12 protein-coding genes are annotated in these 14,557 nt (G+C 68.9%); 9 read left to right on the top strand and 3 right to left on the bottom strand.

What is annotated here, in order from left to right; translation table 11 throughout:
* Window positions 1-270 precede the first annotated feature (270 nt).
* Both C265_RS19305 and C265_RS19300 read left to right on the top strand, forming a co-directional pair.
* Window positions 271-945: a response regulator transcription factor gene (locus C265_RS19305; RefSeq protein WP_010810837.1), complete on the top strand. Its 675-nt coding sequence runs from the start codon at window positions 271-273 to the stop codon at window positions 943-945.
* 9 nt (window positions 946-954) lie between these two features.
* On the top strand, window positions 955-2,841 hold the full coding sequence (locus tag C265_RS19300) for an ATP-binding protein (RefSeq protein WP_010810838.1): 1,887 nt from the start codon (window positions 955-957) through the stop codon (window positions 2,839-2,841).
* A 54-nt stretch (window positions 2,842-2,895) separates the two neighbouring features.
* On the opposite strand, the gene C265_RS19295 is transcribed toward C265_RS19300, so the two are convergent.
* Window positions 2,896-4,116 (bottom strand): MFS transporter, encoded by a 1,221-nt coding sequence (locus tag C265_RS19295; RefSeq protein WP_010810839.1) that lies wholly within the window; start codon window positions 4,114-4,116, stop codon window positions 2,896-2,898.
* Between the two features lie 106 nt (window positions 4,117-4,222).
* On the opposite strand from C265_RS19295, the gene C265_RS19290 reads away from it, so the two are divergent.
* Window positions 4,223-5,245 (top strand): LysR family transcriptional regulator, encoded by a 1,023-nt coding sequence (locus C265_RS19290; protein ID WP_010810840.1) that lies wholly within the window; start codon window positions 4,223-4,225, stop codon window positions 5,243-5,245.
* A gap of 265 nt (window positions 5,246-5,510) precedes the next feature.
* Window positions 5,511-7,460: a methyl-accepting chemotaxis protein gene (locus tag C265_RS19285; RefSeq protein ID WP_037024705.1), complete on the top strand. Its 1,950-nt coding sequence runs from the start codon at window positions 5,511-5,513 to the stop codon at window positions 7,458-7,460.
* Between the two features lie 15 nt (window positions 7,461-7,475).
* Here the strand turns inward: C265_RS19285 and C265_RS19280 are convergent, their stop codons facing one another.
* Window positions 7,476-7,676: a DUF2905 domain-containing protein gene (locus C265_RS19280; RefSeq protein ID WP_010810842.1), complete on the bottom strand. Its 201-nt coding sequence runs from the start codon at window positions 7,674-7,676 to the stop codon at window positions 7,476-7,478.
* A gap of 469 nt (window positions 7,677-8,145) precedes the next feature.
* Here C265_RS19280 and C265_RS19275 point away from each other — a divergent pair, with 469 nt between their 5' ends.
* Window positions 8,146-9,528, top strand: coding sequence for an aromatic acid/H+ symport family MFS transporter (locus C265_RS19275; RefSeq protein WP_010810843.1), 1,383 nt, complete (start codon window positions 8,146-8,148; stop codon window positions 9,526-9,528).
* Here C265_RS19275 and C265_RS19270 read toward each other — a convergent pair.
* A complete protein-coding gene (locus tag C265_RS19270) occupies window positions 9,522-10,475 on the bottom strand; it encodes a LysR substrate-binding domain-containing protein (protein WP_010810844.1) in 954 nt (317 codons plus the stop codon). The genes C265_RS19275 and C265_RS19270 overlap by 7 nt on opposite strands.
* Before the next feature lie 94 nt (window positions 10,476-10,569).
* Here C265_RS19270 and pcaH point away from each other — a divergent pair, with 94 nt between their 5' ends.
* From pcaH to pcaD, 4 genes are all read left to right on the top strand, one after another.
* Window positions 10,570-11,271: a protocatechuate 3,4-dioxygenase subunit beta gene (gene pcaH / locus C265_RS19265; protein ID WP_010810845.1), complete on the top strand. Its 702-nt coding sequence runs from the start codon at window positions 10,570-10,572 to the stop codon at window positions 11,269-11,271.
* Between the two features lie 4 nt (window positions 11,272-11,275).
* Complete coding sequence (gene pcaG / locus C265_RS19260) at window positions 11,276-11,845, top strand: protocatechuate 3,4-dioxygenase subunit alpha (protein ID WP_010810846.1); 570 nt, start codon at window positions 11,276-11,278, stop codon at window positions 11,843-11,845.
* Between the two features lie 77 nt (window positions 11,846-11,922).
* Window positions 11,923-13,308 (top strand): 3-carboxy-cis,cis-muconate cycloisomerase, encoded by a 1,386-nt coding sequence (locus C265_RS19255; protein ID WP_081050203.1) that lies wholly within the window; start codon window positions 11,923-11,925, stop codon window positions 13,306-13,308.
* Window positions 13,309-13,378: 70 nt separating this feature from the next.
* A complete protein-coding gene (gene pcaD, locus C265_RS19250) occupies window positions 13,379-14,554 on the top strand; it encodes a 3-oxoadipate enol-lactonase (RefSeq protein ID WP_010810848.1) in 1,176 nt (391 codons plus the stop codon).
* Window positions 14,555-14,557 lie beyond the last annotated feature (3 nt).

The following is a 14,557-nucleotide window of genomic DNA, read 5'->3' as shown; positions in this document are numbered from 1 at the left end:
CGTATTCCCGCTTGTTTGCCTGTCTTGTTGCCCGCACTGCCGGCTGCGGCCGATTGGGCTGTTTTGCCGGATCATAGGGGCAGGTGGATTCAGGCGCCTCCCCAGAATATGGGATGGGAAACCGCGGCAGACTGTGCGATGGGTGGGGGCGGCGGCGTTTACCCTGAGGGAGGCCGCGCGGCCGTCCCTGGTGCGGACGGATATGTCAGAATCCGCCGTCGTGCCCGGCGCAACGGGCGGCACAACGGCATGGCTCGGGAAGAGACAGGCATGGCAAGCACAACTAGTGTCCTGATCGTGGAGGATGACCCGGCGGCGCTGAGCCGCCTGGTGCAGGCCGTCGAGATGCATGCGCCGGCCACCGTGGTGGCAGGCTGCACCGCCAGCGCGGCGGAGGCCCTGGCCTGGCTGGCGCAGCACCAGCCCGACGTGCTGCTGTGCGACCTCGGCCTGCCGGACGGCAGCGGCATCGACGTGATCCGCGCCGCGCGCGAACGTTATCCCGCCTGCGACTGCATGGTGGTCACGGTGTTCGGCGACGACCAGCACGTGCTGGCCAGCATCGAGGCGGGCGCCATCGGCTACCTGCTCAAGGACGAAACCACGGACCGCATCGCCGCCTCCATCGGCGAACTGCGCGCGGGCGGCTCGCCGATGAGCCCGCTGATCGCGCGGCAGGTGGTGAACCGGCTGCGCGGCGCGCCGGCAGAGGCGGTTGCGCGCGATGCCGCGGCCACCGGCGCCGTGGTGCTGTCGGTGCGCGAGAACGAGATCCTGGACCTGATCTCGCGCGGCTATACCTATGCCGAGACTGCCCGCTATCTGGGGCTGAGCGTGCATACCGTGCAATCGCACATCAAGAACATCTACGGCAAGCTGGCAGTGCGCTCGCGCGGCGAGGCCGTGTTCGAGGCGGCCAAGCTGGGCCTGCTCAAGTCCTTGTGACCCCACCCCATGCTGCATCGGCCGCGCCACCTCCGGATCGTGCTTGCCGTGCTGCTGGCATGGGCCTGCCTGATGCTGTCCGGCGTGGCGGCAGCCGCGGGCACGATGGAACTGGCCGCGGCCACGCGCTCGGCCACGCTGACCGACGGCACGGTGCTGCCGGCGCGCCCGCTGACGCTGCCTGACTACTGGGACCGGGAGCAGCCGGGCAAGTCCGGCACGCTGGCCTACGAACTGCGCTTTGACCGCAACTGGCCCGCGGCTGACCCCGGGGGGCTGTTCGTGCCATGGGCCGGCGGCAGCTACGAGGTACGCGTCAATGGCGTGCTGATCGCCGCCGGCGGGCGCCTGGACGCACCCTCGTCGGCGCTGGCCAAGCGCCCCTACTACGTGGCCGTGCCGCCCGAGCTGGCGCGCGCGCACGGCAACCTGCTGCGCATCACCGTGGCGGCGCGCGCCTATGCGCGCTCGGGCCTGCTGCCGGTGACGGTGGGTCCGGCCGCTGAAGTGCGCGCGCAGTTCGAGCAGGCCTTCCGCCTGCGCGTGGTCGGCCCGCTGATTGCGGCGGTGCTCAGTGTCGTGCTGGGCGGCCTCGCGCTGCTGATCTGGTGGCGCCAGCGCGATCCGCTGTTCGGCCTGTACGGGCTGGCCGAGGTCGCCTGGAGCGTGCGCCTGCTCGACTACTTTGTCGATGACCTGGCGATTCCCGCGGAGCTGCGCAGCTATATCGTCGCCGCCGCGCGCGAGGTATTCCTGGGCGCCATCGCCCGCTTCTGCCTGCTGGTGATCCGCGTGCCGTGGCGCTGGCTGCACCGCACCCTCAACGCCTACCTGTGGCTGGCGCTGCCGGTGGTCGCGCCGCTGGCCGCGATGTCGAGCCACCCGATGGTCTTTCCGCTGAGCTGGCTGGTCAAGGTGGGCATCATCCTGACCGTGGCCGGCGCGATGGTATGGGGCGCATTGCGCCGGCCCAGCCGCGAGGCGACGCTGCTGGCCGCCACCGTGGGCGTGTCGGCGCTGCTGTTCCTGGCGGACTGGATCAAGGTCTGGCTGACCGGCGACTACTACTGGGTCCATTCCATGACCCGCTATGTGTCGGTGCCGTTCAGCGTGGTGATGGCGTGGATGCTGGTGGAGCGCTACACCAGCGCGGTGCAGAGCCTGCAGGACGCCAACCAGGTGCTGACCGAGCGCGTCGCGCAGCGCGAGGCGCAGCTGCGCGCGGCCTTCGCGCGCACGCAGAAGATCGCCGCCGAGGAGACCGCGCTGCGCGAGCGCGGCCGCATCCTGCGCGACATGCACGATGGCCTGGGCAGCCAGCTTGTCACCACGATCTCGATGCTGGAATCCGGCAAGGCCAGCTCCCCGGAAATCGCCGTGCAGGTCCGGCACGCCCTGGATTCGCTGAAGCTTTCCATCGACGCCATGCAGGACACCGGCGGCGACCTGGCGGCAGTGCTGGGCAACCTGCGCTACCGCCTGGGTCCGCGCATCGCCGATGGGGGTCTCGACATCCACTGGGAGGTCGAGCGCCTGCCCGCGCTGGCGCATTTCACCGCGCGCAAGGTGCAGGAGCTGCAATACCTGCTGCTCGAAGGCATCACCAACGTGCTGCAGCACGCGCGGGCAACCGCCCTTACCGTGACCGCCCACGCGGACATGGACGCGCAGGTGATCCGGATCACGCTGGCCGACAACGGCCGCGGCTTCGACACCGGGGCCACGCGCGGCGGGCGCGGGCTGCGCAACATGCGGGTGCGCGCGGCGGCCATCGGCGGGCGCTTGCAGATCCGGTCGGCGCCGGGCAGTACGGCGCTGACGGTGGAGGTTCCGCTGGCGCCGGGAGACGGCGAGGAGGCCGGCACGGACGGGGAGGGGCTCGCGCCCGTCGCGTAGAGGTCCGGGCGGCCTGGGCGCGAAGGCTCTGCATGCCAGGCCGGGAGCTGGCGCTCAGCGCGCGCCACGCCGCGGCGTCAGCCGCACGGCCAGCGCAGCCAGCGCGGCGGCGCTCGCCAGCGCGGCCACGCCGGTCCAGCCGAAACGCGCCAGTGCCAGGCTGCCGAGCGCGGCGCCGACGGCCATGCCGGTGAACATGCAGACGAACAGCACGGCATTCAGGCGGCTGCGCGCGCCCGGATCGATGCCATAGACGATGGTCTGGTGCGCGACCAGGGCGATCTGGACACCGAGGTCGAACCCGATGGCGCTGGCGCCGATCAGCCACAACTGCGCATGCGGCGATACCAGCGGGGTCAGCAGCATGGCGGCAAACGACAGCGCCGCCAGTGCCGCGCCCAGCCGGGTCACCCGCTCCGGCCCGCGGCGGTCGGCAAGGCGCCCGGCAAGCGGCGCGCCCAGCGCGCCGGCGGCGCCGGCCAGGCCGAACGCCCCCGCGGCCTCGCTGCCGAGATGGAATGGTGCGCCATGCAGCATCACTGCCAGCGTGGACCAGAACGCGCTGAAGCCCACCGACAGCAGCCCCTGCGCCAGGGCCGCGCGGCGCAAGGCGCCATGCTCGCGCCACAGGGCCGCCAGCGAGGCCAGCAGCGCACCATACGGCAGCATCGTGGTGGGCGTGAAGCGCGGCAACTGGCGCCGGGCAACCAGCGCGACCGCCGCGATGCTGGCCGCCGCAATCATGAACATGGTGCGCCAGCCGAAGTGCGCGGCGACGAAGCCGCTCACCACCCGCGACAGCAGGATGCCCAGCAGCAATCCGGTCATGACTGTCCCGACCACCTTGCCGCGCTGCGCCGCGGGCGCCAGCGCCGCTGCAGCGGGCACGATGTCCTGGGCCATGGTGGCGGCCAGGCCCACCACCAGGCTGGATACCAGCAAGGCGCCAATGCCGGGCGCCAGGCCCGCCAGCAGCAAGGCGCCGACCAGCGCCACTGCCTTGGCCACGATGATGCGGCGGCGGTCATAGCGGTCGCCCAGCGGCGCCAGCAGCAGGATGCCCAGCGCATAGCCGAGCTGCGTCAGGGTCGGGATGGCGCCGGTTGCCGAATCGGAGGCATGCAGGTCGGGTGCCATCACCCCGAGCATGGGCTGGCTGTAGTACAGCGAGGCGACTGACAGGCCCGCGCCGACGGCAAGCAGCAGCACCAGGCGTCCCGGCAGGGGCGGGCTGGCAATGGTGGCGGCGGATGGGGTGGCGGGAACAGAGGACATATCGAGGTTGCGAGATCCGCAGGCAGGTTTGGATGGCTCGAAGTGTTGTCCACGCGGGCCGATTCTGGTAGACGTGCGGGATGAACAATGGTTATACGAGATGCGTATGAAACGCCAGCCAGCATCGCAGCGAACCACCGCCATGCAGGGCAGGGCAGCCGCCCGCGGCGCCACCAGCGCCGACCGCATCGAGCTGTTGCAGACCTTTGAGCGCATCGTCGAGGCCGGCAGCCTTTCGATGGCGGCAGCGCAGCTGCAGACGACCCAGCCCACCGTCAGCCGGCGCCTGCAGACGCTGGAGCGGCTGCTCGGCGTGCGCCTGCTGCAGCGCTCCACGCATGCGATGAAGCTGACCGAGGACGGCGAGCGCTGCTATGAGCGTGCCAAGGAACTGGTGGCCGACTGGACCATGTTCGAGGCCGACGTGCGCGGGGTCGGGCATGCGCCGGCCGGCACGTTGCGCGTGGTGGTGCCGCACGCTTTCGGGCAGGAGCTGCTGGTCGGCCCGCTGGCCGGCTACCTGCAGCAGTACCCCGAAGTCTCGGTGGAATGGCTGCTGCATGACCGCACCCCGGATTTCATCGCCGAGGCCATCGATTGCGCGATCCATGTGGGCGAAGTGCATGAACCCGGCGTGGTGGCGGTGCGGCTCGCCGACGTGCCGCGCGCGGTCATTGCCGCACCGTCGCTGTTTGAGGGTAAGCCGCTGCCACGCCGGCCGGAAGACCTGGAGGACCTGCCATGGCTGGCGCTGCGCACCTTCTATCGCAATGAGGTCGTGCTGCAGAACACGCAGACGCTGGCGCGACAAGGCATCGCATTCCAGCCGCGCATGAGCACGGACAGCCTCTATGCGCTGCATTCGGCGACCCGGCTGGGGCTGGGCGTTGCCGTCGGCTCGGCCTGGATCTTTGCTGACGACATTGCCAGCGGCAGGCTGCTGCACCTGCTGCCGCAGTGGCAGGCCGATCCCTTGCCGATCTACCTGGTCTACCCCCATGCGCGCTTCTATCCGGCGAAGCTCAGGTTGTTTGTCGAAGCCATGCGGCAAGCCATTCCCACGCCGGGCATGGTCGGGAGCCCGGGCCCGCGCCGGCGCGAGCGCGGCGAGCGGACCCGTCGCGCATGAGCTTGCTCAGGGAGGCGCCGAAGACGACGCCGTCAAGGGCACAAGGCCGGACAGGCCGCCGTCACCCCTTGCCCGATGCCCCACACGTCTTCGGTGCACGCGGGCAGGCAGCGGTGCCGACGCTGCCCGCAACCCGTGCTTTATGCCCCACTTCAGCGCGTTTTCTGCACTGGATTTGCGCATCATCAAGACCTTCGAAATTCGTGCTTCAGGCCTGCAAATCAAGGCCGATAGGAGGAAAACCAAGCCAAGTTCCGCGACCGCCATGACTCCTATTTTCCTTCCCGCCGAGCGCCTGATGGCGCGCCTGAATATCAACCGCAAGCTCGCGCTGATCGCCGTGCTGTTCCTGGTGCCGCTATGCGGCGCGATGTATGTGGTGCTGAGCGATGCGGCGCGATCGATCCGCACCACCGGCGATGAAGTGCGGGGGCTCACCGTGGTCGGGCATGCGCTCGACTTCATGCGCGAGACCCAGGTCCGGCGCGGCGCCGCCAATGCGGTGTTGTCGGGCAATGCGGCCTTTCGCGCCACCTTCGATGGGGCCGACAACAAGGCCGCGGCCAGCCTGGCGGGGCTGACGCGCAGCATCGCGGAGAATCCTGCTTTCGAACTCGGGGCCGGGGCGCGCAAGCTGGAGCAGGACTGGCAGCATCTGCGCGGGCTTGGCCTGGACACCATGGCCGGGCCGCTGTTCGAGCGCCACAGCGCACTGGTGCGGCAGACGCAGGCGTTTATCGGCGACGTGGCTGAGCGCTCGCAACTGGCGCTGGACAGCGAAGCGGGCTCCTACTACCTGATCAACCTGCTGGTGGGCCCGATGCCGCGCCTGGCCGAACTGAGCGCGCTGGCGCGCGGCCGCGGTGCTGGCATCATCGCGCAGGGCGGCTATGCCGATGCCGCGCAGCAGGCGGGTCTGGGCGCGCTCGCCGAGCAGATCCACGAGGGGCTGGAAACGGTGCGGCGCGACATCGCGCGCGTCGGGAACGCGGCACCGGCGTACCGGCCGCGCATCGGCGCCGCGCTGGCGCGACTCGCCGCGATGGACAATTTCCATCGCACGCTCAAGGTCCGGATGCTGGGCGCGACCGGCATCGACATCGATGCCAAGGCTTACTTCGACGAGGCCACCGCCGCCATCGAAGGCGTGGCGGCCGCCAACAAGGCGTTTGCCGAGGTCGCGGGCGCCATGCTGGCACAGCGTGTGGCGAAGCAGGAAAGGCAGTTCGTGTTACTGGCGGGCATTGCGCTGGTGACCGTGGCCGCCGCGTTCTACCTGTTCATCGGCTTCAGCCGCGGCACGCGCGGCGACGTGCGGCAGGTGGCGGAGATGGTCGAACGCATCAACGCGGGCGACCTGACCCTGCGCATCGCGGTGCGCGGGCGCGATGAACTGAGCGAGATCAAGCGGCACCTGCTGTCGCTGGTGGACAGCTGGCGCGCGCTGATCGGCGACACCAAGGCCGGCGCACACAACGTGCTGGCGGCGGCGGGCGATATCGCGCAGGGCAATATCGACCTGTCGCAGCGCACCGAGGAGCAGGCCTCGTCGCTGGAGCAGACCGCGGCCAGCATGGAGCAGCTGACGGCCACCGTGCAGCAGAACGCCAGCAATGCCGGCCAGGCCAGCGAGCTGGCGCGCGAGGCGTCTGACGTGGCGCGCGCCGGCGGCGACGCGGTCGGGCGCATGCAGCAGACCATGCAGGAGATCGAGGCCGATTCGCGGCGCATCGTCGACATCATCGCGGTGATCGACGGCATTGCCTTCCAGACCAATATCCTGGCGCTGAATGCGGCGGTGGAGGCCGCGCGCGCGGGCGAGGCCGGCCGCGGCTTTGCGGTGGTGGCGACCGAAGTGCGCGGGCTGGCGCAGCGCGCCGGCAGCTCGGCCAAGGAGATCCGCACGCTGATCTCGCAATCGGCGCAGCGCGTGGCGTCGGGCAACACGCTGGCGCTGGACGTTGCCGCGACCATGGAGAACACCGTTGCCGCCATCGGCCGCGTGACGGCGATGATGGATGAGATCAGCCATGCCTCGCGCGAGCAGAGCAGCGGCATCGCCCAGGTCAACCAGGCGGTGACGCAGATGGACCAGGTCACGCAGCAGAACGCCGCGCTGGTGGAGGAGGCCGCCGCGGCGGCGCAGTCGCTGCAGGAGCAGGCGCTGCATATGCAGCGGGCGGTGGCGGTGTTCCGGACCGAGGCGCAAGCCTAGTCCGCCTGCCAGTGCTCAGCGCCGGAAGATCCAGATCACGACCGACACCAGCACCGACACCAGGATGCAGGTCGTGATCGGAAAGTAGAAGCTGAACCCGTCCCGGACGATATGGATATCGCCGGGCAGCCGCCCGAGTGGCAGCTTCGACAGCCAGGGCCAGGCAGCGGCGGCTGCGATCAGCAGGCAGCCAAGGATGAGAAGCAGGCGTTGCATGATCGGATGGATTTGTTCGGGCCGGCGAATTGTGGCGCCGCGTGTCCTGAGACATTGGACAGGCACGGCACCGCAGGATTGCATCGGCTCGGCGCACCGGGGCCAAGGACTATAGGTCGCGGGTTTCGGAATGTAAATTGAGAGTTGGCGCTGTTTGCATGAAATTTGGTTATACCGCCGAAATACCGCAAGGCTAGTCTGATAGTAGATTTCACGAACAGTTGGTTTTCTGATAGAAAGCACTGTTCCCTGATCCAGATGTTCAATCTGGTTCCAAAAAAATGGCGCGTTCCGGTGAAATCCACATGCTGGACGGCCAATTTCCCGCCGGGTTAACGCTAATTCTGAGTCGCAATGCCCGTTGCCTAAGATTCCGTTCAATTGGAGAACAGCAGTTCGCCATTAGAACAAAATCGCATGTCCGGCCTGCAGGATGGCTAGTGCGATTTCCAGGAAAACGGAGACAGCAGTGCAACATCCCACCCAAACGAAGGGCGGCGTCACGGACGTCCAGGCCCTGATCGACGGACAGCGATTCACTGGGTACCAGTGGCTCATTCTTGTGCTGTGCTTCCTGATCGTTGCCATTGACGGTTTCGATACCGCCGCAATCGGATATATCGCGCCGGCGCTGGTGCAGGACTGGGGGATCGAGAAAGCCGCCCTCGGGCCCGTCATGAGCGCGGCCCTGTTCGGTCTTGCTTTCGGTGCGATCTTCGCCGGTCCGCTGGCTGATCGGGTCGGCCGCAAGAAGGTGCTGGTGCTGTCCGTCTTCTTCTTTGGCGCCTGCAGTCTCGCCACCGCGTTTGCGCCCACGCTGGGCTGGCTCACGGTCTGGCGCTTCCTGACCGGCCTTGGCCTGGGCGCCGCCATGCCCAATGCCGTGACGCTGACATCAGAGTTCGCGCCGCAACGCCGCCGTGCCGTGCTCGTGAACACCATGTTCTGCGGCTTTCCGCTTGGTTCCGCGGCTGGCGGCTTTGTCGCCGCCGCGATGATCCCGCACTTCGGCTGGCACAGCGTGCTGCTGCTTGGCGGCATCGTGCCGCTTGCGATCGCGCTGTTGCTGGTGGCGCTGCTGCCGGAGTCGGTGCGCTACATGGTCCTGCGCAACTATCCTGCCACCCAGATCCGCAACGTGCTGCGACGCGTGACTGGCGCAGACCTGTCCAGGGCCAACAACTTCATCATCGGCGAGCAGGCCCCTGCGACCCGATCCGCCATCGGCACCGTGCTGGCGCCCGGCTATCGCCTGGGCTCGGCGATGCTATGGTCCACCTACTTCATGGGCCTCGTCATCTTCTACCTGCTGACGAGCTGGATGCCGACGCTGATGAAGGACGCCGGTTTCTCGATCCAGCACGCGTCATTCCTGACGGCGCTGTTTCCGCTCGGTGGCGGCATCGGCACCATCGCGGCCGGCTGGTTCATGGACCGCTTCAATCCGAACAAGGTCATCGCCATCACCTATGCTGCAACCGGCGTACTGATCTACGCAGTGGGCCACGGCACCGGCAGCCAGGTGCTGCTGGGCGTACTGATCTTCCTCGCCGGTACGGCCATGAACGGCGCCCAGTCTTCGATGCCTTCGCTGGCCGCGGCCTTTTACCCGACGCAGGGCCGTGCTACCGGCGTTGCCTGGATGCTTGGCATCGGCCGCTTCGGCGGCATCACCGGCGCGCTGCTCGGTGCTGAACTGCTGCGCCTGCACCTGGGCTTCGACACGATTTTTACGCTGCTTACCGTGCCGGCATTCCTTGCCGCCGGTGCACTGCTGGTGAAGCATTTCAGCAGCCGGCCTGCGGGTGCCGCCGACTCAGTCAATGGCGGCGCAAGCGTCGCAAGTCACTGAGCGGAAGCAGGCTGGGCCGCGGCGCGAATGCAGTTTGCCAACGCCTCGGCCATCGGCGTGAGCGTGCGGTCGCCGTGCCGCAGCAGGCCGATCGGTTCCTCGGTGCCCTGCGTATCGATTGGCAGGAGTACCAGATCTCCCTCGGACACCGCGCGCCTGGTTGCGGAGAGCGGCGCTGCCCACACGCTGTCACTCTGCCGGGCCAGCAGGCGTCCGAGATAGGCATCCGAGGTTTCCACGCATCCGCCCGGCAGGGGCAGGCCGTGCCGGGCGAGCAGGCTTTCCGTGTTGTGGCGGGGAATCGAGCCCGCGGCCGGAATCACCAGCGGCCATGCCAGCGCGTCCACCAGCGTTGGCCGCGATACGGCGGCGAGGGGATGCCCGGGGCGAACCGCCAGAGCCAGCGAGTCCTGGCCCAGGGACTCGAACCACAGGCTCTCCATGGCCACCGGGTCATCCATGCGGCCAATGACCAGGTCGAGCACATCCGCCTTGAGTTGATCGATGAGGTTGCGGTTCATGCCGGTCTGCACGGCAAGGCCGACCTCGGGATGCGCGGCGCGGAAACGCAGCAGGGCGTCGGTCAGCACGGCCGGCACCACGCTCGGCAGCGCACCCAGCCGGATGCGCTCCTGCGGCAGCGCATCCGCGCCGGCCATGCTGTCCGCCGCGGCATCGATATCCGCGAGGATGCGCAGGGCGTGGCGCAGGAAGCGCGTGCCGGCGGTGGTCAGTTCGGTGCCGGCCCGCTGCCGCACCAGCAGGCGGGTGCCGGCCAGTTCCTCGAGCTCGCTCAGTGTCTTGGAGACGGCCGGCTGGGTCAGGCCCAGGCGTTCGGCCGCACGGCCCAGGTGCTGGGTCTGCGACACCGCCACGAAACAATAGAGGTGCCGCAGCCGCACGCGATTGCGGAAGATTTCGAGTGCGGGAGAAGCTTGGGTTTTCATGCAGAAAAGTTATCGTATTTCTCCGTAATCTTAATTTACATGACTTTATGTGTTCTTTAAAGTCAAGCCATTCCAACGACAAGGAGACTGCCCGATGACCCGTCTTGCCCAGTACCGCCGTCCCTACTGGGACACCCAGCCCGAATACCGCTTCGACCCCTATGCCTCGACGCAGAAGCGCTCGCCGGGCGAGCCGCTGATTGCGCTGCCGCAGTCGCTGTCTGAAGTGACCGGTCCCACCTTTGGCGCCGAGTTCGTCCGCGAAGGCGATAACGACCTCACCGTCGGCAACGGCGGCGAGCCCATCGGCGAGCGCATCCTCGTGACCGGCCGTGTGCTGGACGAGAATGGCAGGCCGGTGCCGAACGCGCTGATCGAGGTGTGGCAGGCCAATGCGGCCGGCCGCTACGTGCACAAGCGCGACCAGCATGATGCGCCGCTCGACCCGCATTTCTCGGGCGAGGGCCGCACCGTCACCGATGCCAGCGGGCGCTACCAGTTCAAGACCATCAAGCCCGGCGCCTATCCCTGGCGCAACCACCACAATGCCTGGCGGCCGCAGCATATCCACTTCTCGCTGTTCGGCAACGCCTACGCCACGCGGCTGGTGACGCAGATGTATTTCCCCGGCGATCCGCTGTTGCCGTTCGATCCGATTTTCAACTGCGTGCCGGACGAAAAGGCGCGCGACCGGCTTGTGGCCAGCCTCGACTGGGAGACGACCCAGCCCGAATACGCGCTCGGCTACCATTTCGATATCGTGCTGCGTGGCCGCGATGCCACGCCGATGGAGTAAGACCATGCTCTACGCCACCGCATCCCAGACCGTCGGCCCTTATCTCCATATCGGCCTGAGCGGCCTGAACTGCGCCGACCTGACCGCCAGCGCGCCGGAACTGGCTGGCCAGCGCATCGTGATCGAAGGCCGCGTGACCGACGCCGACGGCGAGCCCGTGCCGGACGGCATGGTCGAGATCTGGCAGGCCAACCCCGCCGGCCGCTACCGCCACCCCGACGATGCGCGCGAGCTGCCGCTGGTGCCCGGCTTTACCGGCTTCGGCCGCGTGCCGACCGAGGCCGACGGCTCGTTCCGCTTTGTCACCGTCAAGCCCGGCACCGTGCCCGGCCCGGACGGCCGGCCGCAGGCGCCGCACATCATGGTGTCGGTGTTCATGCGCGGGCTGGTCAAGCATGTCGCCACGCGCATGTACTTCCCGGACGAAGCGGCCGCCAATGCCGCCGATGCCGTGCTGGCGCTGATCCCCGCCGAGCGCCGCGGCACGCTGATTGCCAGCGATGCCGGCAACGGCACGCTGCGCTGGGATGTGGCGCTGCAGGGGCAGGGCGAGACGGTGTTCTTCGATATCTGAGGCACTCGCTGCCGGCAACAGACGCATAATCGGGTGGCCGTCGATGTCACGGCCACTCACGCTGCCCATCGCCCCCAATGCCAACCGCTACGCGTCTTACCGATCCCATGTCCGGCAGCCCGGCCGTGCTGGACATTTTCTCCGACGCCGGCACGGTGCAGCGCATGCTTGCCGTGGAGGCCGCGCTCGCGCGCGCCGAAGCGGACAGCGGCGTGATCCCTGCCGCGGCCGCGGCCGTGATCTCCGACGTCTGCCGCGATCCCGGCATCATTGACCGCGACGCGCTTGCGCAAGCCGCAGTCGCTGCCGGCAATCTCGCGATTCCCTTCGTCAGGCAACTGACCGCCGCCGTGGCCGCGCGCGATGCCGAGGCGGCGCGCTTTGTCCACTGGGGCGCCACCAGCCAGGACATCATCGACACCGCACTGGTGCTCCAGGCCGGCGACGCGCTGCGCGCGCTGGATGCCGACCTGGTGCGCCTGGGCGAAGCCTGCGCCGCGCTGGCTTCGGCGCATCGGGCCACGCCGATGGTCGCCCGCACCTGGCTTCAGCATGCACTGCCAGCCAGCTTCGGCCTCAAGGCCGCGGGCTGGCTTGATGCGCTGCGCCGCGATCTCGGCCGTCTCGATGCTACCCGCGCCCAGGCCCGCGCGCTGCAGTTCGGCGGCGCCGCCGGCACGCTCGCCAGCCTTGGCCAGGCCGCGCCCGCGGTGACCGCCGCGCTGGCCCGCGAACTGGACCTGGCCGCGCCCGTGCTGCCGTGGCACGCGCATCGCGACCGCATGGCCGAGGTTGCCACCACGCTGGGCATGCTGACCGGCACGCTCGGCAAGATGGCGCGCGATATCTCGCTGATGATGCAGACCGAGGTGGCGGAAGTGGCCGAGCCGTCTGGCCCCGGCCGCGGCGGCTCCAGCACCATGCCGCACAAGCGCAACCCGGTCGGCTGCGCGGCGGTGCTGACGGCCGCGGTGCGCGTGCCCCCGCTGGTGGCGACGATGCTGGCGGGCATGGTGCAGGAACATGAACGCGCCCTGGGCGGCTGGCAGGCAGAGTGGGACACGCTGCCGCAGATCGTGACGCTGGCCGCCGGCGCGCTGCGCCAGATGGGCGAGGTCGTGGCGGGGCTGCAGGTCGATGCGGCGCGCATGCGTGCCAACCTCGGCCTGACCCATGGCCTGATCCTCGGCGAGGCGGCGATGCTTGAACTTGGCAGCAGGATCGGCAGGCTGCCGGCGCACCATCTGGTGGAACGCGCCTCGCAGCGTGCCGTCGCCGACGGCACCAGCCTGCGTGACGCGCTGGCCCGCACGCTGCAATCCGATCCGGCGCATGCCCGCCTGCTCGATGACGCCGCGCTGGATCGCCTTGCCGACCCCGCCAACTACGCGGGCCAGTCAGCGGCCTTTGCGGACGCTGCCGTGCAGGCCTGGCAATCCGCACTGGTGGCGCGCCAGTCCTGAGACTGCCCTGAGCCCGGAACTACCGCGATGCGCCGGCCACGCCGCCGGCCGCGCACCCAAGGAGACTGCATTGCCCTACCTCGACCACGCCGGCGCCCGGCTCTTCTACACCGTTGACGGCCCCGAGTCCGCGCCGGCCATCCTCTTCTCGAACTCGCTCGGCACCGACCACACCATGTGGGAGCCGCAGGCTGCCGCGCTGGCCGGTCGCTATCGCGTGGTGCGCTACGACACCCGCGGCCACGGCCGCTCGACCGCGCCGGGCGATGCCTTTACCGTGGCGCAGCTCGGGCAGGACGTCATCGCCATCCTGGATGCGCTGGGGATCGGGCAGGCGGTGTTCTGTGGCCTGTCGATGGGCGGGCTCACCGGGATGTGGCTGGGCATCCATGCGCCGCAGCGGTTCTCGCATATCGTGCTGGCCAATACCGCCGCGAAGATCGGCAATGCCGACGGCTGGAATACCCGCATCGAGACCGTACGGCGCGAAGGCATGGCCGTGATGGTCGCGCCTTCGGTCGAGCGCTGGTTCACGCCGGAGTTTGCCGCCACGGCCGAGCGCGCGCTGGACGGCCTGCGCGATGTGCTGGCCGGGCTCGCTCCGCGCGGCTATGCGGCCAGTTGCGCGGCCGTGCGCGACGCCGATTTCCGCGAGTCGGTCGCATCGATCCAGGTGCCGGTGCTGGTCATCGCCGGCAGCCAGGACCCGTCGACCCCTGCGCAGGAAGGCCGCGCGCTGGCCGACGCGATTCCCGGCGCCCGCTTTGTCGAACTGCCCGCCGCGCATATTTCCAGCTTCGAGCAGCCCGGCCGCTTCACGGCGGCGCTGCTCGATTTCGTGCGCGGCCGGCTGCCGGTGACCGACGACCATGGGCGCTACGACGCCGGCCTTGCCGTGCGGCGCGAGGTGCTGGGCAGCGCGCACGTGGACCGTTCGCTCGCGCGGCTGACCCCGCTCAACGAGGAATTCCAGCACCTCATCACGCGCTATGCCTGGGGTGAGATCTGGACGCGCGAAGGCCTGCCGCGGCATACGCGCAGCCTGCTGACGATCGCCATGATGGTGGCGCTGAACCGCGCCGAGGAGCTGAAGCTCCATCTGCGCGCCGCCGCCAACAACGGCGTGACGCGCGACGAGATCAAGGAGGTCTTGCTGCAGGCCGCGATCTATTGCGGCGTGCCGGCGGCGAACTCGGCATTTCATCTGGCCGAGGAGGTGTTAGCCGAAATCGACCAGGCAGGCTGAGCG

It is taken from the genome of Cupriavidus sp. GA3-3 (assembly GCF_000389805.1).
Taxonomy (GTDB): Bacteria; Pseudomonadota; Gammaproteobacteria; order Burkholderiales; family Burkholderiaceae; genus Cupriavidus; species Cupriavidus necator_D.
The sequence above is the reverse complement of the archived record's forward strand: the minus strand, read 5'-3'. Positions and strand labels throughout refer to the sequence as shown.

What these genes read in the sequence shown, in the direction of transcription:
- C265_RS19300 (WP_010810838.1), top strand. Translation starts at nt 955, where the DNA reads ATGCTGCATCGGCCGCGCCACCTCCGGATCGTGCTTGCCGTGCTGCTG.
- C265_RS19280 (WP_010810842.1), bottom strand. Translation starts at nt 7,676, where the DNA reads ATGCAACGCCTGCTTCTCATCCTTGGCTGCCTGCTGATCGCAGCCGCC.
- pcaH (WP_010810845.1), top strand. Translation starts at nt 10,570, where the DNA reads ATGACCCGTCTTGCCCAGTACCGCCGTCCCTACTGGGACACCCAGCCC.
- C265_RS19305 (WP_010810837.1), top strand. Translation starts at nt 271, where the DNA reads ATGGCAAGCACAACTAGTGTCCTGATCGTGGAGGATGACCCGGCGGCG.
- pcaG (WP_010810846.1), top strand. Translation starts at nt 11,276, where the DNA reads ATGCTCTACGCCACCGCATCCCAGACCGTCGGCCCTTATCTCCATATC.
- C265_RS19255 (WP_081050203.1), top strand. Translation starts at nt 11,923, where the DNA reads ATGCCAACCGCTACGCGTCTTACCGATCCCATGTCCGGCAGCCCGGCC.
- C265_RS19285 (WP_037024705.1), top strand. Translation starts at nt 5,511, where the DNA reads ATGACTCCTATTTTCCTTCCCGCCGAGCGCCTGATGGCGCGCCTGAAT.
- C265_RS19295 (WP_010810839.1), bottom strand. Translation starts at nt 4,116, where the DNA reads ATGTCCTCTGTTCCCGCCACCCCATCCGCCGCCACCATTGCCAGCCCG.
- C265_RS19290 (WP_010810840.1), top strand. Translation starts at nt 4,223, where the DNA reads ATGAAACGCCAGCCAGCATCGCAGCGAACCACCGCCATGCAGGGCAGG.
- C265_RS19270 (WP_010810844.1), bottom strand. Translation starts at nt 10,475, where the DNA reads ATGAAAACCCAAGCTTCTCCCGCACTCGAAATCTTCCGCAATCGCGTG.